Annotated in this window: 22 protein-coding genes and 1 tRNA gene; 17 read left to right on the top strand and 6 right to left on the bottom strand. The window is 59.4% G+C overall.

The genetic code is table 11. The annotated features are described in order from the left end of the window. Positions 1-87: 87 nt before the first annotated feature. Genes ACM6I5_RS15275 through ACM6I5_RS15230 form a run of 10 tightly spaced genes read left to right on the top strand, consistent with a single transcriptional unit; the run spans position 88 to position 8821 of the window. Complete coding sequence (locus ACM6I5_RS15275; RefSeq protein WP_017340740.1) at positions 88-1047, top strand: YbgA family protein; 960 nt, start codon at positions 88-90, stop codon at positions 1045-1047. Continuing rightward, positions 1047-1988, top strand: a complete 942-nt coding sequence (locus tag ACM6I5_RS15270; RefSeq protein WP_414884173.1) for a MerR family transcriptional regulator — start codon at positions 1047-1049, stop codon at positions 1986-1988. Before ACM6I5_RS15275 ends, ACM6I5_RS15270 begins: the two co-directional genes overlap by 1 nt. A 21-nt stretch (positions 1989-2009) precedes the next feature. Then, positions 2010-3455 carry a deoxyribodipyrimidine photo-lyase gene (phrB, locus tag ACM6I5_RS15265; protein ID WP_414884265.1) on the top strand — a complete coding sequence of 482 codons (1446 nt, stop codon included), beginning with the start codon at positions 2010-2012 and terminating at the stop codon, positions 3453-3455. Beyond that, entirely contained in the window at positions 3448-3870 is a 423-nt protein-coding gene (locus ACM6I5_RS15260) for a nuclear transport factor 2 family protein (RefSeq protein ID WP_017340743.1), read from the top strand. The genes phrB and ACM6I5_RS15260 overlap by 8 nt, the downstream gene beginning before the upstream one ends. Next, complete coding sequence (locus ACM6I5_RS15255) at positions 3867-4649, top strand: SDR family NAD(P)-dependent oxidoreductase (protein ID WP_017340744.1); 783 nt, start codon at positions 3867-3869, stop codon at positions 4647-4649. The genes ACM6I5_RS15260 and ACM6I5_RS15255 overlap by 4 nt, the downstream gene beginning before the upstream one ends. Next, complete coding sequence (locus tag ACM6I5_RS15250) at positions 4646-5893, top strand: NAD(P)/FAD-dependent oxidoreductase (protein ID WP_017340745.1); 1248 nt, start codon at positions 4646-4648, stop codon at positions 5891-5893. The genes ACM6I5_RS15255 and ACM6I5_RS15250 overlap by 4 nt, the downstream gene beginning before the upstream one ends. Continuing rightward, positions 5890-6705 (top strand): DUF1365 domain-containing protein, encoded by an 816-nt coding sequence (locus ACM6I5_RS15245; RefSeq protein WP_414884172.1) that lies wholly within the window; start codon positions 5890-5892, stop codon positions 6703-6705. Before ACM6I5_RS15250 ends, ACM6I5_RS15245 begins: the two co-directional genes overlap by 4 nt. Then, positions 6692-7963 (top strand): SAM-dependent methyltransferase, encoded by a 1272-nt coding sequence (locus ACM6I5_RS15240; protein ID WP_017340747.1) that lies wholly within the window; start codon positions 6692-6694, stop codon positions 7961-7963. The genes ACM6I5_RS15245 and ACM6I5_RS15240 overlap by 14 nt, the downstream gene beginning before the upstream one ends. Beyond that, on the top strand, positions 7956-8462 hold the full coding sequence (locus ACM6I5_RS15235) for a DUF2878 domain-containing protein (protein ID WP_414884171.1): 507 nt from the start codon (positions 7956-7958) through the stop codon (positions 8460-8462). The genes ACM6I5_RS15240 and ACM6I5_RS15235 overlap by 8 nt, the downstream gene beginning before the upstream one ends. 53 nt (positions 8463-8515) lie before the next feature. Continuing rightward, complete coding sequence (locus ACM6I5_RS15230) at positions 8516-8821, top strand: YkgJ family cysteine cluster protein (protein ID WP_017340749.1); 306 nt, start codon at positions 8516-8518, stop codon at positions 8819-8821. Between the two features lie 161 nt (positions 8822-8982). Here the strand turns inward: ACM6I5_RS15230 and ACM6I5_RS15225 are convergent, their stop codons facing one another. The 6 genes from ACM6I5_RS15225 to hemA form a co-directional block, all read right to left on the bottom strand. Further along, on the bottom strand, positions 8983-9501 hold the full coding sequence (locus tag ACM6I5_RS15225) for an acyloxyacyl hydrolase (protein WP_017340750.1): 519 nt from the start codon (positions 9499-9501) through the stop codon (positions 8983-8985). Between the two features lie 113 nt (positions 9502-9614). After that, entirely contained in the window at positions 9615-10406 is a 792-nt protein-coding gene (murI, locus tag ACM6I5_RS15220) for a glutamate racemase (protein ID WP_414884170.1), read from the bottom strand. Further along, the gene (locus tag ACM6I5_RS15215; protein ID WP_017340752.1) at positions 10399-11154 is read right to left on the bottom strand and encodes a molybdopterin-synthase adenylyltransferase MoeB; all 756 of its coding nucleotides are present in this window, start codon (positions 11152-11154) and stop codon (positions 10399-10401) included. Before ACM6I5_RS15215 ends, murI begins: the two co-directional genes overlap by 8 nt. Continuing rightward, positions 11148-11978, bottom strand: coding sequence for a peptide chain release factor N(5)-glutamine methyltransferase (gene prmC, locus ACM6I5_RS15210; protein ID WP_017340753.1), 831 nt, complete (start codon positions 11976-11978; stop codon positions 11148-11150). Before prmC ends, ACM6I5_RS15215 begins: the two co-directional genes overlap by 7 nt. Next, positions 11975-13054: a peptide chain release factor 1 gene (prfA, locus tag ACM6I5_RS15205; protein ID WP_017340754.1), complete on the bottom strand. Its 1080-nt coding sequence runs from the start codon at positions 13052-13054 to the stop codon at positions 11975-11977. The genes prmC and prfA overlap by 4 nt, the downstream gene beginning before the upstream one ends. Further along, a complete protein-coding gene (hemA, locus tag ACM6I5_RS15200; RefSeq protein ID WP_414884169.1) occupies positions 13051-14340 on the bottom strand; it encodes a glutamyl-tRNA reductase in 1290 nt (429 codons plus the stop codon). The genes prfA and hemA overlap by 4 nt, the downstream gene beginning before the upstream one ends. 336 nt (positions 14341-14676) lie before the next feature. On the opposite strand from hemA, the gene ACM6I5_RS15195 reads away from it, so the two are divergent. From ACM6I5_RS15195 to pth, 7 genes are all read left to right on the top strand, one after another. Further along, positions 14677-16401: a tetratricopeptide repeat protein gene (locus ACM6I5_RS15195; RefSeq protein WP_017340756.1), complete on the top strand. Its 1725-nt coding sequence runs from the start codon at positions 14677-14679 to the stop codon at positions 16399-16401. Positions 16402-16405: 4 nt separating this feature from the next. After that, on the top strand, positions 16406-17023 hold the full coding sequence (lolB, locus tag ACM6I5_RS15190; RefSeq protein WP_414884168.1) for a lipoprotein insertase outer membrane protein LolB: 618 nt from the start codon (positions 16406-16408) through the stop codon (positions 17021-17023). 2 nt (positions 17024-17025) lie between these two features. Next, a complete protein-coding gene (gene ispE, locus ACM6I5_RS15185) occupies positions 17026-17877 on the top strand; it encodes a 4-(cytidine 5'-diphospho)-2-C-methyl-D-erythritol kinase (RefSeq protein ID WP_031319119.1) in 852 nt (283 codons plus the stop codon). A gap of 36 nt (positions 17878-17913) precedes the next feature. Next, positions 17914-17988 (top strand) — tRNA-Gln (locus tag ACM6I5_RS15180). 46 nt (positions 17989-18034) lie between these two features. Further along, complete coding sequence (locus ACM6I5_RS15175) at positions 18035-18976, top strand: ribose-phosphate pyrophosphokinase (protein ID WP_003208392.1); 942 nt, start codon at positions 18035-18037, stop codon at positions 18974-18976. A gap of 141 nt (positions 18977-19117) precedes the next feature. Next, on the top strand, positions 19118-19720 hold the full coding sequence (locus ACM6I5_RS15170) for a 50S ribosomal protein L25/general stress protein Ctc (protein WP_017340759.1): 603 nt from the start codon (positions 19118-19120) through the stop codon (positions 19718-19720). 170 nt (positions 19721-19890) lie between these two features. After that, positions 19891-20475: an aminoacyl-tRNA hydrolase gene (gene pth, locus ACM6I5_RS15165; RefSeq protein ID WP_008037207.1), complete on the top strand. Its 585-nt coding sequence runs from the start codon at positions 19891-19893 to the stop codon at positions 20473-20475. Positions 20476-20484 lie beyond the last annotated feature (9 nt).

The following is a 20484-nucleotide window of genomic DNA, read 5'->3' as shown; positions in this document are numbered from 1 at the left end:
ATTTGACTTGTACACCTTTGAATCTATGATGAAGGCATGTTGTACAGAAATTTAATTTTGTACAGGTCTTGGATTCGAGGTGCACCCATGCCCCACGCCAGCGCGAAACCGAAAATTGCTATCAGCGCCTGCCTGATGGGCGCCGAGGTGCGTTTCAACGGTGGGCACAAGGAATCGCGGCTGTGCAGCCGCACCCTCACTGAATATTTCGAATTCGTCCCGGTCTGTCCGGAGGTCGCGATCGGTCTCGGCATCCCTCGGCAACCCATACGACTGGTCGGCGACGCTGAACAACCTGAAGCCCTTGGCACTGTTGACCCTGAACTGAATGTCACCCGAGCGCTGGCCGATTACGGCGAGAAAATGGCCATTGAGCTGGACAATATCTGCGGCTACATCTTCATGCAGAAATCACCGTCATGCGGCCTGGATCGGGTCAAGGTCTACCACGCCAACGGCGCGCCCGTAGACGGCGGCGGCCGAGGCATCTATGCCCAGGCTTTCTGCGCGTTGCATCCGGACCTGCCAGTGGAAGAAGACGGTCGTCTCAATGACCCGGTACTGCGGGAAAACTTCCTTACCCGAGTGTTCGCCTACAGCGCCTGGCAAGAGCTGCTGCAAGCGGGCCTGACTCGCCGCGGACTGACGGAATTTCACTCGCGGTATAAATACCTGCTGATGGCCCACAATCCGGTGCAGTACAAAACCCTGGGCAATCTGCTGGGCAACATGGGCCAGATCGATCCGAAAGAACTCGGCCCACGCTATTTCAGCGAACTGATGGCGGCCTTGAAGAAGTGCGCCACGCGCCGCACCCACACCAATGTTCTGCAACACATCAGTGGTTACCTCAAGCAGGTCATCAGCGCTGACGACAAACAGGAAGTGCAACACGTCATCGGCCAGTACCGTCACGGCATCGTGCCGCTGGTGGTGCCGCTGACGCTGCTCAAACATCACTTTCGCCGACATCCGGATCCGTACATTGCACAACAGGTTTACCTGCAACCGCACCCGGAAAACCTAAGCCTGCGAAACGCGATCTGATGAAAACTCCACTCGACACCAGTGCCCGCGAAGACCTCGGCGCCGACTTTAAAAAAGCCCTCGATGAAGGCTGGCTGCCGATTCGTGAAGTGGCCCGGCAGACCGGCGTCAACGCCATCACTTTGCGCGCCTGGGAACGACGTTACGGGCTGATCGTGCCGCAACGTACGCCCAAAGGGCATCGACTGTTCAGCGCCGAACACGTGCAACGCATCCTGACGATCCTCACCTGGCTCAATCGTGGCGTGGCCGTCAGCCAGGTCAAGCAACTGCTCGACTCCCCGCAAGCTTTTAGCGAGTCGGTCGAAAATGATTGGCAGGTGCTGTGCAACACGCTGCTGCAAGCGGTCACTTCGCTCAACGAACGCACCCTCGATGACACCGTCAACCAGGCGATCGCTTTGTACCCACCGCGGACCCTGTGCGAACAGTTGCTGATGCCGTTGCTGGCCGAGCTTGAACAACGCTGGCAGGGCCAGTTTGGCGCGCAGATGGAGCGTGTGTTTTTTTACTCCTGGTTACGCAGCAAATTCGGCGCGCGCATCTACCATAACAACCGTCAGTTGCGCAGCGCACCGCTGCTGTTGATCAATCACTCCGACCTGCCGCTGGAACCACATCTGTGGCTCACCGCGTGGCTGATCAGCAGTGCCGATTGCCCGGTGGAAGTGTTCGACTGGCCGCTGCCGGCGGGCGAGCTCGCACTGGCGGTCGATCACCTGCAAGCTCGCGGCGTACTGCTGTATTCCAGCAAAGCCATGAACCTTGCGCAGTTGCCGAAACTTTTCAACGGCGTCGACGGCCCAAAAATGATTGCCGGACCAACGGTGTGCATCCACCACGCCGAGTTGTCCGTAAAAACGACAGAGATTGCAGAATTGTTCCTGGCCGAAGATCCGTTATCGGCGCATCAGGACCTGCTTCAGCGCGGGCTTATTTAAATGAATCGTACGGATACCACCCTGCAATTGATCTGGCTGCGCAGCGACTTGCGCCTGCATGACAACACCGCCCTGTCGGCCGCCGCATCCCGGGGCCCGAGCGTGGCGGTGTACTTGTTGAGCCCGGAACAATGGCGCGAGCATGACGATGCACCGTGCAAAGTGGATTTCTGGCTTCGCAACCTTCGCGAATTGAGCCGCACACTCGGCGAGTTGAACATCCCGCTGCTCATCCGCATGGCCTCGCGCTGGGATGAAGCGCCGAAGGTTTTGCTCGACCTGTGCCAGCAGTTGAAGATCGACGCGGTGCACGTCAACGAGGAGTACGGCATTCACGAAAGCCGCCGTGATGCGGCGGTAGCCGACGCACTGAAAACCAAGGGTATCGACTTTTATAGCTACCTCGATCAGTTGCTGTTCAAGCCCGGCACCGTGCTGACCAAGACCGGCACGTACTTCCAGGTCTTCAGTCAGTTCCGCAAGGTTTGCTACGACCGTCTGCGCAGCTCGTTGCCGAGCCTGGTGAGCGCGCCAATGGCTCAATCGCGCCTGACCGTCGACAGTGATGAAATCCCTTCAAGCGTTGCAGGCTTCGCCACGCCCAGCGAAACCTTGCGCGCGCTGTGGCCCGCCGGTGAAACCGAAGCCCGTCGCCGCCTCGACACCTTCGCCGATGCGCAGATCGACTACTACAAAAGTGAACGCGACTTCCCGGCCAAACCCGGCACCAGTCAGCTCTCGGCCTACCTCGCGGCCGGCGTCATTTCCCCCCGCCAGTGCTTGCATGCAGCCCTGCAAAGCAATCAGGGCGAGTTCGAAAGCGGCAAAGTCGGCGCCGTCACCTGGATCAACGAATTGCTGTGGCGCGAGTTCTACAAACACATTCTGGTGGGCTACCCACGCGTCTCCCGCCACCGCGCCTTCCGCCCGGAAACCGAAGCCCTGGCCTGGCGCGACGCCCCCGATGAACTGGCGGCCTGGCAAGAAGCGCGTACCGGCCTGCCGATCATCGACGCCGCGATGCGCCAACTGCTCGAAACCGGCTGGATGCACAACCGTTTGCGCATGGTCGTGGCGATGTTCCTCACCAAGAATCTGCTGATCGACTGGCGTGAAGGCGAACGTTTTTTCATGCGGCACCTGATCGATGGCGACCTCGCGGCGAACAACGGCGGCTGGCAGTGGAGTTCGTCCACCGGCACCGACTCCGCGCCCTACTTCCGGATTTTCAACCCGCTCAGCCAATCGGAAAAATTCGACAGCGAAGGCCTGTTCATCAAGCACTGGCTGCCGGAGCTGGCCGGGCTGAACAAGAAAGACGTGCACAACCCGGAAAACCTCGGAGGCCTGTTCGGGGTGGCAGGTTATCCGTCGCCAATCGTCAATCTGAGTACGAGCCGCGCTCGCGCGCTGACCGCGTTCAAAAACCTGCCATCGCGACAAAATGCCGGAGGTGGCTATGAGTGATTTTCTGCGGCGCTTCGCCCGGCAGTTTGGTGAACTCAACAAAGACAACCTGCAACGCCTGAATGAGTTGTATACCGCTGATGTGCATTTCACCGATCCGCTGCACGAAGTACAGGGCATCGGGCATTTGCGCAGCTATTTCAGTGAGCTCTACGCCAACGTCAGCGAGCTGCGTTTCGATTTTTACGGCTTCGACCAGACCGGCGAAGGCGAAGGTTATCTGCGCTGGGTCATGAGCTACCGCCATCCACGCCTGGCCGGCGGGGGCTTGATTCGGGTGGATGGCTGCTCGCACCTGCTCTGGAGTGACAAGGTCTATCGCCACCGGGATTACTTCGATGCCGGGGCTCTGCTTTACGAACATGTACCCGTATTGGGCCGGGCAATCGCCTGGTTGAAAAGGAGAATGGGATGAGCCTTACACCTCCACGACGATATTGGCTGACCGGGGCCAGCAGCGGCATTGGCGCCGCGCTGGCCGAGGAAATCCTGAAAACCGGCGCCCACCTGGCGGTCAGCTCACGCTCGCTGGCGCCGCTGAAAGTCTTGTCGCAACGCTATCCCGGGCAAGTGTTGGTGGTGGCGGGAGACCTGACCAACAGCCAGACCGTGCGCGAAATCGGCGAGCAAATTACGCATGACTGGGGCTCGCTGGATACGGTGATTCTCAATGCCGGCACCTGCGAATACGTCGACGTTCAGCAGTTCGACTCGTCGATCATCGAGCACGTGGTGCGCACCAATCTGCTGGCCAGCAGTTACTGCATCGAAGCGGCGCTGCCGCTGTTGCGCAAAGGCACCGCGCCGCACCTGGTGGGCGTCGCCAGTTCGGTGACCTACCTGCCGCTGCCACGGGCGGAGGCGTATGGCGCGTCGAAGGCCGGGCTGCGTTATCTGTTCGAATCGTTGCGCATTGACCTCGCGCCCGAAGGCATCGAAGTCACCGTGGTCAGCCCGGGGTTCGTCGACACACCGCTGACGGCGAAGAACGATTTCCCGATGCCGCTCAGTTGGCCGGTGGGCAAAGCGGCGCGGCACATCTTCGCCAAACTGAAAAACCGGCCACTGGAGATCGCGTTCCCGGCGCTGTTCATGGCGGCGCTCTGGCCGCTGTCGAAAATGCCCAACCGGGTGAAACTCGCCATCGGCAAACGCATGGTGCGCAGCAGTCCGCCGATCAAGGACGTGCCGTGAACATCGCTATCATAGGCAGCGGCATCTCGGGGCTCACCTGCGCTTACCTGCTGAATCGAAGCCACGCGATCACCCTGTTCGAGGCCGGCGACCGGGTCGGCGGTCATACCCACACCGTGGACGTGAAGGTCGATGGCAAGGAGTATGCCGTGGACACCGGTTTCATTGTGTTCAACGACCGGACCTACCCGAATTTCATTCGCCTGCTGGGCCAGATCGGCGTCGGTTTCAAAGCGACAGAGATGAGTTTCTCGGTCACCGACCCGGACAGCGGCCTCGAGTACAACGGCAACAACCTCAACAGCCTGTTCGCCCAGCGCCGCAATCTGCTGTCGCCGAGGTTCTGGGGCATGCTGCGGGATATCCTGCGCTTCAACAAGCGCGCTCAGTCCGACCTGTCCGAGGGCCGGATCGCGGCCGACACCACGCTCGATGAATACCTCAAGGCCGGCGGTTACGGCGAACGGTTCATCCTGCATTACATCGTGCCGATGGGCGCGGCGATCTGGTCGATGCCGATGGCCCAGATGCTGAATTTCCCGGTGGAATTCTTTGTGCGGTTTTTCAAGAATCACGGTTTGCTGTCGGTCAACAATCGCCCGCAATGGCGGGTGATCGAGGGCGGTTCGAGTGCGTACATCGCACCGTTGACCGCGACCTTCAAGCAGAAGATCCGCCTCAACTGTCCCGTGATACGGGTCGAGCGCGATGCCGATGGTGTCGTGATCCACAGCAGCGCCGGCAGCGAACGCTTCGACAAAGTCGTGTTTGCCTGCCACAGCGATCAGGCGCTGAAACTGCTGGCCAAGCCGAGCGAAGCCGAACGGTCGATCCTCGGCGCCCTGCCCTATGCCGACAACGAAGTGGTGCTGCACACCGACACGCGCCTGCTGCCGTCGCGCAAACGCGCCTGGGCCAGTTGGAATTACCGCCTCGGCGGTGCCGGACATACGCTGGCCGCGGTCACCTACGACATGAACATTCTGCAAGGCATCCAGAGCGACACCACCTTCTGCGTCAGCCTCAACCAGAGCGCCGGCATCAGTCCGTCCATGGTGCTCGGCCGATTCACCTACGCCCATCCGCAGTACAGCCTGGCGGCAGTGGCCGCACAGGCGCGCTGGGAAGAATTGAATGGCGCGCAACACAGTTTTTATTGCGGCGCCTACTGGGCCAACGGTTTCCATGAAGACGGCGTGGTCAGCGCGTTGCGCGTGGCCCGCTCGTTCGGGGAAGTGCTGTGAACAGCGCCCTCTACAGCGGCTGGATCGCCCATCGGCGGTTTGCCCCAAGGCGCCATGAATTCCGTTACCGGATCGGCCTGCTGTACCTCGATCTCGATGAACAGGACGTCGTGCTCGGGTTGTCACCGCTGGCGGGCAACCGCCGTTTCTTGCCGTTTTCGTTTCGCGAAAGCGACTACCTCAAAACCTGCACCGGCAACGGCATGCGCCTGATCGATGCAGTGCGCGAACAGGTCCGCCTGGCCATTGGTCATGCGCCACAAGGGTCGGTGTGCCTGTTGACCCAGCCTCGCAGTTGGGGCCTGGCGTTCAACCCGGTGAGTTTTTTTTATTGTTACGAAGCTGACGGCCAACTGGCGGCGATTCTTGCCGAAGTCACCAATACCCCGTGGCGCGAGCGTTATCACTATGTGCTGCCAGCCAGGACGCCGGAGGACCTGCGTGACTTCCATCAGCATTTCGCCGTGGCCAAGTCGTTTCATGTGTCGCCGTTTCTGCCACGCGATCTCGAACACCGCATGAGCTTCAGCCCCGTCGCGAAAAAGCTCGGCGTGCACATGGCCGACTGGCAGGGCGAGCTGAAGCTGTTCGACGCCACGCTCAACCTGAAACGCGAAGACTTGAGTCGCGCCAGCCTGCACCGTTACTTGCGGCGCTTTCCGTGGATGACCGCGAAAACCTGCCTGGCGATTTATTGGCAAGCCCTGCGCCTGCTGCTCAAACGCACGCCGATATTTGCTCATCAAGCTGCCAATGGCAGCTTTCAAACCGCCACCGTTCCGCCCAAGGATCGCCGCCATGAAATCCTCTAGTGTCTCGGCCAAGGCCACACCGCGACGCATCAACGGTCTGACCGAGATGTTGCTGCGTCGCGGTGTGCTGCGGCAACTGGCCCACCTCAAACATGGACAACTGGTGGTCGTCGAGGACGGCGAGCGTCTGGTCTTCGGCACCGCTGGCAGCCATTTGCTGGGGGAGATTCACATCCTCGATGCCGCAGCGTGGGGACTGGTGGCAAGCAACGGTTCGATCGGCGCGGGCGAGGCGTTTATCCACGGTTACTGGAGTTCGCCGGACCTCACGGCAGTGGTTCGCGTGTTCGTCAGCAACCTGGAAGTGCTGGATGCGCTGGAAGGCGGTCTGGCAAAACTCAGCCGGCCGTTCGTTCAAGGGTTGCACTGGCTCAACCGCAACACGCGCAAGGGCTCGCAGAAAAACATCGCCGCGCACTACGACCTCGGCAACGACCTGTTCGAACAGTTTCTCGACCCGACCATGATGTATTCGGCGGCACAATTCCTGAGTCCCGAGGACAGTCTGGAACAGGCTCAGTTGAACAAACTGCAACGGATCTGCCAGAAACTCGACCTCAAACCAAGCGATCACCTGCTGGAAATCGGCACCGGCTGGGGCAGCATGGCGCTGTACGCGGCACAGCATTATGGCTGCAAAGTCACCACCACCACGCTGTCCAGGGAGCAGTACGCCTTTACCGCGCAACGGATCGACGCCCTCGGGTTGCAAGATCAGGTCACGTTGTTGCTCAAGGATTACCGCGACCTCACCGGGCAGTACGACAAACTGGTGTCGATCGAGATGATCGAAGCCGTGGGCCATCGCTTTCTGCCGACCTATTTCAAGCAGTGCGCGCACTTGCTCAAAAGCAATGGCTTGATGCTGTTGCAGGCGATCACCATCCGCGAGCAGCGCTACGAGCAGGCCAAGGGCAGCGTCGATTTCATTCAGCGCTACATCTTCCCTGGCGGCGCCCTGCCCTGTGTGCAGAAAATGCTTGAGATCGTCAGCCGCGACACCGACATGAACTTGCTGCACATGGAGGATTTCGGCCTGCACTACGCACGAACCTTGCGCCTGTGGCATGAAAACTTTCGCCGCGCCCAAGGTCGCTTGAGCGAATTGGGCTATGACGATTATTTCCTGCGGCTGTGGGAGTTTTACCTGTGCTACTGCGAAGGGGGTTTCCTGGAGCGCACCATCGGCACTGCGCAGTTACTGCTGGCCAAACCTTCGGCGATCACCGAGCCGCTGCTTGGCCGCTTCGATGCTTGAACGCTTGGCCAACGCGGCGCTGTTCCAGCTCGGCTGGTTTGTCTGCGTGATCGGCGGCAACAGTTTGTGGTTGTTGGTGGCGCTGGGCGCTTTGGTGATTCATCTGCTGTGGATAAGTCGTTGGGTGGACGAAGGCCGGCTGATTCTCAGCGTGGTGTTGCTGGGCACGACCGTCGACAGTTCATTGCACTGGCTGGGGGTGTTCGAGTTCAACGAGATCGTGCCGCTGATTCCTCTATGGCTGATGCTGTTATGGGCGCTGCTGGCAACGACGTTGCGCCATTGCCTGCAATGGACCGCAACGCCCTGGTGGCTGGGCAGCCTGCTGGGCGCCGTGGGTGGACCGTTGTCGTATTACGCGGGAGGACAACTGGCCGGGGTGCAATTCCCTTATGGCCAAGTACCGACGCTGATAGGCATCGGACTACTCTGGGCACTGCTGTTTCCCACGTTGCATTTCATGGCCCAGCGGTTGGCGGCGTCCGACACCCATGATTGAGCGTCCGTCAGGCCTTTCACACAGCGCCGACCGACTGACTTACACTGCGCGCCATGAAGACCATTCCCCACACACAAATCGCCGAAACGGCGGTCACCTGCTCGACCTGCGCAGCCTGCTGCTGCCAGCTCGAAGTGATGCTGATCACCGACACGGGTGTGCCCGAGCGTTTTATCGATACCGATGATTGGGGCGGGGAAGTCATGCTGCGTCTGGACGACGGCTGGTGTGCCGCGCTGGATCGCAACAGCATGATGTGCACGATCTACGAAAAACGCCCGCTGATCTGCCGGGAATTCGAAATGGGTGCACCGGAGTGCATCGATGAGCGCCAAGGGATTACTACGGCGTATCGGTGATCTGCATTAATGCCTTCACAGTCGCCAAAGCGAGACACAGAACCTGTGGCGAGGGAGCTTGCTCCCGCTGGACTGCGCAGCAGTCCCCTTTCTTATTGACAAGAAATGGGGCCGCTCTGCGCCCCAACGGGAGCAAGCTCCCTCGCCACAATTTTTAAACCTTACAACGGCATCGTGTAGTGCAGTGCGTAACTTTCTACGCCATCGTTCGGGCTGCTGAACCCTGCATTGGAATAGTGCGTCGCACGAATCCCGACTTCATGTCCGCCCGCAAAACGCAGGCCGAAGCCGAAACGGTCTTCGAACTGAAAGGCACTGCCCAGTTTGTTGTCTTCAAGTTCGGTATTCGAGAACAACGCCACGCCAACCCCGAGCTCTACATAAGGCTTGACGTTCTGACCGGCAAACTCATAAACAAGAACCGGCGAAAACGAAAGGCTGTTGTTGCTGGAAGTCTTGTCGCCTTCCCAATAGGTGTAGGCGCCGCTCCAGTACCCGGTCAATCGACCGACATCACTCTGCAACCAACTCGTGTCCCAATCGAATTGCATGCCCAGTCGATAGGTCATGGTCGAATCGCTGGTCTGGCCGACCCCGAACTCCACGCCTGCCGCCTGTGCGCTAACACTTTGCCCCATTAGTGCGGCCGCAATCGCGGCCAAGCAGAATAGTCGCTTCACTAGAAACATCCTTTTCCGAACGATTTCATAGGTTTTTTTTGTTGCTCACCGCTATAGAAGTCCGCGCTTAATCAGAAGTTCACCCCAATTATTCGTTCCCCCAGGATTTTTTTTCATCTCTTGAAGCTTTGCACAACGCCAGCGGTATTCCACAGGATCGGCAAGATATTCCTGAAATGCTCCGGATCGGCACTCGTCCAGAACTGCGCAGCACGTGCAGGTCCCTCGGCGAGCAATTCACGCTCAGCCAACAAGCGCTGAAGTTGCCGCGCTACAGCGGCGCCGGTATCAATCAAGCTGATATCTTCAGGGATCATCTGCTTTAGCAACGGTTTTAGAAAGGGATAATGCGTGCAGCCGAGAATTATCGTGTCGCAGCCGGCGGCGAGCAGCGGCCCTACATAGCCGGCCAGCAATTCACGCAGGGCAGGACTGTGCAAATCGCCGTTTTCAATCAACTCCACCAGCCCCGGACACGGCTGAGTGATCACCCGTACATCGGTGGCGAAGCGGTCGAGTAACGCGGCGAATTTGGCACTCTGCAAGGTGCCGGTGGTGGCGAGCACACCGACCACTCCGCTGCGGGTAGCCGCTGCAGCCGGCTTGACCGCGGGCTCCATGCCGACGATGGGCCAGTCTGGATAATCGCGCCGCAAATCCGCAACGCCGGCGACCGTTGCCGTGTTGCAGGCCAGCACCAAGGCCTTGGCGCCCTGCTGCTGAAAGAAATCGGCCATCACGCGGCAACGCTGCTGGATGAATTCCGGGGTTTTCTCGCCGTAGGGAATATTTCCGCAATCGGCGACGTACAGCAGGGTTTCGTTGGGCAGCAATCGCTGGATCTCGGCCAGCACCGACAGCCCACCGACACCGGAGTCGAACACGCCAATCGGCGCTTCACGCATGTGTCGACCCACAGACGCTGCAACCCGGATCACGCTTGACCCGCAGCTCGCGAAAACGCGAACCCAAGGCATCAATCAACAACAACCGTCCCACCAGCGGCTCGCCGAAACCCACCAGCAGTTTCATCGCTTCCAGCGCCTGGAGGCTGCCAACCAGCCCCACCAGCGGACCGACGACGCCGGCTTCACTGCACGTCAGTTCAGCTTCACTGCCGTGCCCGTATAGACAGTGGTAGCACGGACTTTCCGGACGACGCGGGTCGAACACCGACAATTGCCCTTCGAGGCGAATCGCCGCGCCGCTGACCAACGGCTTGCCCGCGGCCACGCATGCGGCGTTGACCGCTTCGCGGGTGGAAAAATTGTCGGAGCAGTCCAGCACCAGATCCACGGCCGCAACGGCGGCGGCCAAAGAATCTTCGTCCAGCGCAGTGCGATGAGCGACTAACGTGATTTCGGGGTTGATTGCGCTCAGTCGGCGAATGGCCGAATCGACCTTGGTCTGACCGACGCTGTCGGTGTCGTGAACGATCTGGCGTTGCAGGTTGGTCAGGTCGACGGTGTCGAAGTCCGCCAGATGCAGTTCACCGACGCCAGCCGCGGCGAGGTAAAGCGCAACCGGTGAACCGAGACCGCCAAGACCGACGATCAACACGCGGCTTTCTTTCAGTCGCAACTGACCGTCGATATCGACGTGCTGCAACAGAATCTGCCGACTGTAGCGCAACAATTCCTGATCATTCAGCACGGCAGGCGCCCCAGGCTGATCCGTTGGTGGCCGCCCAGATCGGTGCGGCTGTGGACTTCTTCAAAACCGCGGGTCTGCAGCAGATCGCGTACGGCTTCGGCTTGATCATAACCGTGTTCGAGCATCAACCAGCCACCCGCGTCCAGGTGATCCGGTGCCTGGGCGACGATCAGACGCAAGTCGTCGAGCCCGTCGATACCCGCTACCAACGCACTGGCCGGTTCGAAACGCACATCGCCTTCCACCAGATGCGGATCGGTTGAAGCAATGTAAGGTGGATTACTGATGATCAGCTGAAAACGCTGACCTTCCAGCGCGCCGAACCAATGGCTGTTCAGCACGGTGGCATTGTTGAGGTGCAGGCGCTGGCGATTGCGCTCGGCCAGGGCCACGGCTTCGAGCACGCGATCCACGGCGGTGACGCTCCACGCCGGACGTTCACTGGCCAGGGCCAGGGCGATGGCGCCACTGCCGGTGCCGAGATCGAGGACTTTGGCGGGTGCCGCGGACAACAATTCAAGCGCGGCCTCCACCAGCAATTCGGTGTCGGGGCGCGGGATCAGCGTGTGCGGGGCGACTTCCAGATCGAGTTTCCAGAAACCTTGCTGGCCGAGAATGTACGCCACCGGCTCTCCGCCACGGCGGCGTTGCAGGTATTCGGCGAATTTCAGCGCAGCGTCGCTCGGAACGATGCGCTCCGGCCAGGTGTGCAGAAAACTGCGGGACTTGCCCAGCGCCGCCGCCAGCAGCAATTCGGCATCCAGACGCGCCGTCGGCGAGTCGGGCAAATCAGCGGCGCGCAACAGACTGGCAATGATCGTCATTCGATGGCCGCCAGTTGGTCAGCCTGATATTCGGCCAGCAACGGCTCGATCACCGCATCGACACCGCCCGCGAGAATTTCATCGAGGGAATACAGCGTCAGGTTGACCCGGTGATCGGTGACCCGGCCCTGAGCAAAGTTATAGGTACGGATCCGCTCCGAGCGATCCCCCGAACCCACCAGCAATTTACGCTCGCTGGCGATGGCATTGGCGGCGGCGCTGGTCTGCTGGTCGTTGAGCTTGGCCGACAGCCAGGACATCGCCCGGGCGCGGTTTTTGTGCTGGGAACGTTCTTCCTGGCACTCGACGACGATACCGGACGGCAAGTGCGTGATGCGGATCGCCGAGTCGGTCTTGTTGACGTGCTGTCCACCGGCGCCAGAGGAACGATACGTGTCGACCCGCAAATCCGCCGGGTTGATCTCGATCGCTTCCTGTTCGTCCGGCTCGGGCAATACCGCCACGGTGCAGGCCGAGGTGTGGATGCGCCCCTGGGATTCAGTGGCCGGAACCCGTTGCACGCGGTGCACGCCGGATTCGAATTTCAGCTTGCCGTAGACGTTATCGCCCTCGACGCGGGCGATGACTTCTTTATAACCGCCGTGTTCGCCGATGTTCTCCGAGAGGATTTCCACCCGCCAGCCACGCCGCTCGGCGTAACGCGAATACATGCGGAACAGGTCGCCGGAGAAAATCGCCGCCTCGTCGCCGCCGGTGCCGGCACGGATCTCGAGGAACACGTTGCGCCCGTCGTTCGGGTCCTTGGGCAGCAAAAGCCGTTGCAGGCTGGCTTCGATCTCGATCAGTTGCTCCTTGGCTTCGCGAACTTCTTCCACGGCCATTTCGCGCATGTCCGGGTCGCTGTCCTTGAGCAGGGCCTGGGCGCCTTCGAGGTCGCTTTGCACCTTGAGCAACTGTTTATAGGTGTCGACGATCGGCTCGACCTCCGCGTACTCCTTGGAATAGGCGCGGAATTTGGTCTGATCGGAAATGACCTCGCCATCGCCAAGCAAGGCGGTCAATTCCTCGAAACGGTCCTGGAGGATGTCCAGCTTATTGAGCAGTGACGCTTTCATTGCGGTTTTTTATCCGAAAAGCTATCCGATGAGCCCTCACCGAGGGCAAAGAGTTCCTGGGCCATGGCCAGTGCGTCGAGGCGACCTTCGGCAGAGAGCTTTTTCAACTGCACGCTCGGTGCGTGCAAGAGTTTGTTGGTCAAGCCTCGCGCCAATTGCACCAGCACGTCTTCGGCGCTGCTGCCATTGGCCAGCATCCGCTGGGCCTTCTGCAATTCTTCGTCACGCAGGCGCTCGCTTTGTTGGCGATAGGCCTTGAGCACATCCACCGCCGCCAGTTCGCGCAGGCGGACCATGAAATCTTCAGCGCCGATCGACACCATCTCTTCCGCCGCTTGCGCAGCGCCCTGACGGCTCTTGAGGTTTTCGGCGACCACTTCGTGGAGATCGTCGACGCTATACAGGTAAACGTCGTCCAGCTCGCCGACTTCAGGCTCGATATCGCGCGGTACGGCGATGTCCACCATGAAGATCGGCTTGTGCTTGCGCAGCTTCAAGGCACTTTCCACCGCGCCCTTGCCGAGGATCGGCAACTGGCTGGCGGTGGAGCTGATGACGATGTCGCTGCGCACCAGTTCTGCCGGAATGTCCGAGAGCAACACGGCATGCGCGCCAAACTGCTCGGCCAGAATGCTTGCGCGTTCCAAGGTGCGGTTGGCGACAACGATGCGTTTTACGCCAAGCTCATGCAAATGCCGGGCGACCAGAGTGATGGTCTCGCCGGCGCCGATCAGCAAGGCCTGGCTGCGTTGCAAGTCGCTGAAAATCTGTTTCGCCAGGCTGACCGCGGCAAACGCCACGGACACCGGGTTTTCGCCGATGGCGGTATCGGTGCGCACTTGCTTGGCGGCATTGAACGTCGCCTGAAACAGACGCCCGAGCAGCGGACCGATGGTGCCAGCCTCGCGGGCCACGGCGTAGCAGGATTTCATCTGGCCGAGAATCTGCGGTTCGCCCAACACCAGCGAATCGAGCCCGGAAGCAACCCGCATCATGTGACGAACTGCCGCATCATCTTCGTGCACATAAGCGCTCGCGCGCAGCTCGTCGAGGCTCAAATGGTGATAATCGGCCAGCCAGCGCAGCACGATGTCAGCCGAAAGGTGATCCTGTTCTATATAGAGTTCACTGCGATTGCAGGTGGAGAGGATCGCAGCTTCGCGGCTGTCGGTGAGTCGGCAGAGCTGCTGCAAGGCCTCAACCAGCTGCTCAGGGGTAAAGGCCACGCGCTCGCGGACGTCTACTGAAGCAGTCTTGTGGTTAATACCGAGTGCAAGGAAGGCCATTCAAGGTCGCTGATGGTGACGTGAAGCCGGCAATTGTCCTACTTCGACACAACGAGAACAACTACTCGATCTCTATTGCCCCGGTAGGCGATGCCCGGATTTGCGAGCGGTTCTCGTTTACACGAAGCGTACACCGGCCCTGGGGGCGCTGGCTTGCCGGCGATGGACTGACACACACAGCCAGTTCCCTGTAAAAACTCGTCATCGTTAACGACCATCGCTGGCAAGCCAGCGCCCACAGGACACGACGCAGAAGGGAAAATGCCCGGCCGGTTATGTTTGGCCGAAGGCTTGTGTCATGATGATCCGACCGCAGGTTAGTCGTCCTCTTCCTATATGAATAGATCTTCCGCGTTGCTCCTCGCTTTTGTCTTCCTCAGCGGCTGCCAGGCCATGGCACCCGTTTCGTCGGACGGTACGCCGCCGGTCGAAGACAGCACTCCGGCCCCTGAAAAGCCCAAGGTTTACAGCTCATTCAGTGAAGAAACCGTCTTCAGTCTGTTGAGCGCCGAACTGGCTGGCCAACGCAATCGTTTCGACATTGCGCTGGACAACTACGTGACCCAGGCCATCAATACCCAGGATCCGGGCATCTCCGAGCGGGCGTTTCGCATCGCCGAGTACCTGGGCGCCGACCAGGCCGCCCTGGATACCGCGCTGATCTGGGCGAAAAACGCCCCGGACGACCTCGAGGCGCAACGGGCCGCCGCCGTGCAACTGGCGCGCGCCGGGCGTTATGACGACTCCATGGTCTATATGGAGAAAGTCCTGCAAGGCAAGGGCGACACGCATTTCGACTTCCTTGCCCTGTCCGCGGCCGATACCGATCAGGAAACCCGCAACGGCCTGATGAAAAGTTTTGACCGCTTGCTGCAGCGTCATCCCCACAACAGCCAGCTGATTTTCGGCAAGGCCTTGTTGATGCAACAGGACGGCGACAGCAAAGGCTCGCTGGCCTTGCTGGAAGACAACCCGCCGGACGACGGTGAAATCGCCCCCATTCTGCTGCGCGCACGCTTGCTGCAAACCCTTGATCGCGGCGATGAAGCGTTGCCTCTTCTGCAAAAAAGCATCAAGAAATACCCGGACGACAAACGCCTGCGCCTGACTTACGCACGCATGCTGGTCGAACAGGACCGCATGGACGACGCCAAAGCCGAGTTCTCGAGCCTGGTTCAGCAGTACCCGGAAGACGATGAACTGCGATACTCCCTGGCGCTGGTGTGCCTGGAAGCCAAGGCCTGGGACGAGGCCAAGGGCTACCTCGAAGACCTGATCGCCCGGGAAAGCCATGTCGACTCGGCCCATCTGAACCTCGGTCGCATCGCTGAAGAGCGCAACGATCCCCAGGGTGCACTGATCGAATACGCCCAGGTCGGCCCGGGCAACGATTACCTGCCGGCGCAATTGCGTCAGGCCGATATCCTGATGAACAACGGCAAGACCGCCGAAGCACAAAGCCGTCTGGCGAGCGAGCGCGATGAGCAGCCCGACTACGCGATTCAGCTGTACCTGATCGAAGCCGAAACGCTGTCCGCCAACAAACAGCCGGAAAAGGCCTGGAGTGTTTTGCAAAAAGCCTTGCAGCAATACCCGGACGATCTGAATCTGTTGTACACCCGCGCCATGCAGGCGGAAAAACGCAATGACCTGGCGCAGATGGAAAAAGACCTGCGCCTTATCATCAAGCGTGACCCGGACAACGCCATGGCACTGAACGCCCTCGGCTACACCCTGTCCGACCGCACGACGCGCTACGCGGAAGCCAAGGCCCTGATCGAACAGGCACACCAGATCACCCCGGAAGACCCGGCGGTACTCGACAGCCTCGGCTGGGTGAATTTCCGCCTGGGCAATCTTGATGAAGCCGAGCGGTATCTGCGCCAAGCACTGGATCGCTTCCCCGATCAGGAAGTCGCGGCTCACCTGGGTGAAGTCCTGTGGGCCAACGGCAAGCAACGGGAAGCCAAGCAGATCTGGGGCAAATTCCTCAAGGCACAACCCGACAGCCCAATCCTGCGCGGCACCATCAAGCGCCTGACCGGATCAGAGACTCTTTAAGATTATGTTTTTGCGCCACTTCATCGTTTTCAGTTTTATCGCCCTGCTCGCCGGTTGCGCGGGCTTCGGTGCCCGCGAATCGGTTCAGGGCCAGGGCGACGCCAGTCTATGGCGCGTTCACAAAGAGCAACTGACCAGCCTCGACGGCTGGCAGATCAACGGCAAGATCGGCATCCGCGCGCCAAAGGACTCGGGGAGCGGCACGCTGTTCTGGTTGCAACGCCAGTCCTATTACGACATTCGCCTTTCGGGCCCCCTGGGTCGCGGCGCCGCACGCCTGACCGGGCACCCCGGAAAGGTTTCGCTGGAAGTCGCCAATCAGGGGCGCTACGAAGCGCCGACGCCGGAAGTGCTGCTTGAAGAACAGCTCGGCTGGAAGCTGCCGGTGTCGCACCTGGCCTGGTGGGTCCGCGGACTCCCGGCGCCGGACAGCAAAAGTCGCCTGACACTGGATGCCGACAGCCGCCTGGCCAATCTGGATCAGGATGGCTGGCAGGTCGAATACCTGAGTTATGCCGAGCAAAACGGCTTCTGGCTGCCCGAGCGGATCAAACTGTATGGCACCGACCTTGACGTCACGCTGGTGATCAAGGAATGGCAACCTCGCAAACTGGGGCAATGAACATGACGGCCCCACGCTTGACGCTGCCCTCCCCGGCCAAACTCAATTTGATGCTGCACATCCTCGGCCGCCGCGAAGACGGTTACCACGAGTTGCAGACTATTTTTCAGTTTCTCGACTACGGCGATGAAATCACCTTTGCTGTGCGCGACGACGGTGTGATCCGACTGCACACTGAATTCGACGGTGTGCCTCACGACAGCAATCTGATTGTTCGTGCTGCAAAAAAACTTCAGGAGCAATCCGGTTGTTCGCTCGGTATCGACATCTGGATCGAAAAAATTCTGCCCATGGGCGGTGGCATCGGTGGCGGCAGTTCAAATGCCGCGACGACTTTGCTCGGCCTGAATCATCTCTGGCAGCTGGGTTGGGATGAGGATCGGCTGGCCGCACTGGGCCTGACGCTGGGCGCCGACGTCCCGGTTTTCGTGCGTGGCCACGCGGCTTTCGCCGAGGGCGTGGGAGAGAAACTTACCCCTGTAGACCCCGAAGAACCGTGGTATCTCGTGCTTGTGCCGCAAGTATCTGTAAGTACAGCAGAAATTTTTTCAGATCCGTTGTTGACACGTAACTCTTCTCCCATTAAAGTGCGCCCCGTTCCCAAGGGAAACAGTCGAAATGACTGCTTACCGGTGGTAGCAAGGCGTTATCCAGATGTACGTAACGCATTGAATTTGTTAGGTAATTTTACCGAAGCAAAACTAACCGGAACTGGAAGTTGTGTGTTTGGGGGCTTCCCAAGCAAAGCTGAAGCTGATAAAGTCTCGGCCCTTCTTACAGAGACCCTTACAGGGTTTGTAGCAAAAGGAAGCAACGTTTCGATGTTGCATCGCAAGCTGCAAAGTCTGCTCTAAAGGAACCGAGTACTGGGTACTCGTTGCAACAGATACAGGGGCGTCGCCAAGCGGTAAGGCAGCAGGTTTTGATCCTGCCATGCGTTGGTTCGAATCCAGCCGCCCCTGCCATTTTCCTATACTCATCCAGGTTACCCTCAGCCTCTAGGTACTGCGCGTGTCCAAGATGATGGTCTTTACGGGGAACGCTAACCCCGATCTGGCTCGACGTGTCGTACGTCAGCTGCATATCCCTCTCGGTGACATCTCTGTCGGCAAGTTTTCCGACGGCGAAATTACAGCCGAGATCAATGAAAACGTCCGCGGTAAAGACGTCTTCATTATTCAGCCGACTTGCGCTCCGACCAACGATAACCTGATGGAACTGGTAGTGATGGCTGATGCCTTCCGCCGCTCCTCGGCTACTCGTATCACTGCTGTTATTCCTTACTTTGGTTATGCCCGTCAGGATCGCCGTCCGCGTTCCGCACGTGTGGCTATCAGCGCGAAAGTCGTCGCTGACATGCTTACCGTAGTCGGCATCGACCGTGTTCTCACGGTTGATCTGCATGCTGACCAGATCCAGGGTTTCTTCGATATTCCGGTAGATAACATCTACGGCTCCCCAGTATTGGTGGATGACATTGAAGATCAGCGCTTCGAAAACCTGATGATTGTGTCCCCGGACATTGGCGGCGTCGTGCGTGCACGTGCTGTTGCCAAATCCCTGGGCGTGGATCTCGGGATCATCGACAAACGCCGTGAGAAAGCCAATCACTCTGAAGTGATGCATATCATCGGTGATGTCGAAGGGCGTACCTGTATTCTGGTCGATGACATGGTCGATACCGCCGGCACTCTGTGCCACGCGGCAAAGGCTTTGAAAGAGCATGGCGCTGCCAAGGTTTTCGCCTACTGCACACACCCTGTGCTGTCCGGTCGGGCGATCGAAAACATTGAAAATTCCATGCTGGACGAACTGGTGGTGACCAACACCATCCCGTTGTCCGCTGCTGCTCAAGCCTGCTCGCGTATCCGTCAACTGGATATCGCGCCGGTAGTTGCCGAAGCGGTCCGCCGCATCAGCAACGAAGAATCGATCAGCGCGATGTTCCGTTAAGGGCCCTGCCCTTCTCGAACATCTCGTTGACGAAAAGCGCCCCGCCCCGGCATTCCTGTCGGGGCGGGGCTTTTTTGCCCATATCGCCTTTAGCGCTGGTCGCAAACGCTGGGGCGAATGTGGTTATTTTGGAGATACAACATGAACGAATTTACTCTGAATGCTGAAGTGCGTTCCGACCTGGGGAAAGGTGCGAGCCGCCGCCTGCGTCGTCTCGCAAGCCTGGTACCAGCTGTAGTTTACGGTGGCGAAAAAGCCCCTGAATCCATCAGCATGCTGGCTAAAGAAGTTGCCAAACTGCTCGAAAACGAAGCGGCTTACAGCCACATCATCGAGCTGAACGTTGGCGGCACCAAGCAAAACGTAATCATCAAGGCTCTGCAGCGTCACCCGGCCAAAGGCCACGTGATGCACGCTGACTTCGTACGCGTTGTAGCTGGCCAGAAACTGACCGCTATCGTGCCTGTACACTTTGTTGGTGAAGAAGCTCCGATCAAGAAAGGCGGCGAAGTTTCGCACGTTGTTGCCGAGATCGAAGTGAGCTGCCTGCCTAAGGACCTGCCTGAATTCATCGAAGTCGACCTGGCTAACGCCGAAATCGGCTCGATCATTCACCTGTCCGACCTCAAAGCCCCTAAAGGCGTTGAGTTTGTTGCTCTGGCACACGGCGATGACAAGGCTGTTGCCAACGTCCACGCTCCACGTGTTGCTCCAGAAGCTACCGAAGAAGGCGCAGCAGAGTAATTTACTCTGTGATGCCGGAGTGACCCGGTAACATCGCGGACTGGAACGTAGCGAGAAAGCGGGCGAGAACGCGGAGTTTACATAATGGTAAATGAGCACTTGTCGTCCACTTTCGCCGCACACCCAGGTTGCGGCGATGTTATCCACCACTCCAAGGAAGGGCCCCTATCGTGACTGCCATCAAACTGATCGTTGGCCTGGGAAATCCAGGCGCTGAATACGAACAGACCCGGCATAACGCAGGGGCCCTTTTTGTTGAGCGCATCGCGAACGCACAAGGCGTGAACCTTGTGGCGGATCGCAAATATTTCGGCCTGACCGGGCGCTATTCGCATCAGGGTCAGGATGTTCGTCTGCTGATCCCCACCACGTACATGAACCGTAGCGGCCAGGCCGTAGCGGCGCTTGCCGGCTTCTTTCGCATCAAGCCGGAAGAAATCCTCGTGGCGCATGACGAACTCGACCTGCCACCGGGCGTTGCCAAACTCAAACAGGGCGGCGGCCATGGCGGTCACAACGGGTTGCGCGACATCATCGCGCAACTGGGCAATCAGAATACCTTCTACCGCTTGCGGCTTGGCATTGGCCACCCGGGCGTAGCCAGTATGGTTTCAAATTTCGTCCTGGGTCGTGCGCCACGCGCCGAACAGGAAAAACTCGATGCCAGCATCGACTTTGCCCTCGGCGTGCTGCCGGATATCCTCGCCGGGGAATGGAACCGCGCGATGAAAAACCTGCACAGCCAGAAGGCCTGACTCTTATCC

It is taken from the genome of Pseudomonas sp. IT-P171, from assembly GCF_949767765.1.
In the GTDB taxonomy this organism is placed as follows: domain Bacteria; phylum Pseudomonadota; class Gammaproteobacteria; order Pseudomonadales; family Pseudomonadaceae; genus Aquipseudomonas; species Aquipseudomonas fluorescens_B.
Note: the sequence above shows the minus strand (reverse complement) of the source record. Positions and strands in the feature narration are given on the sequence as shown.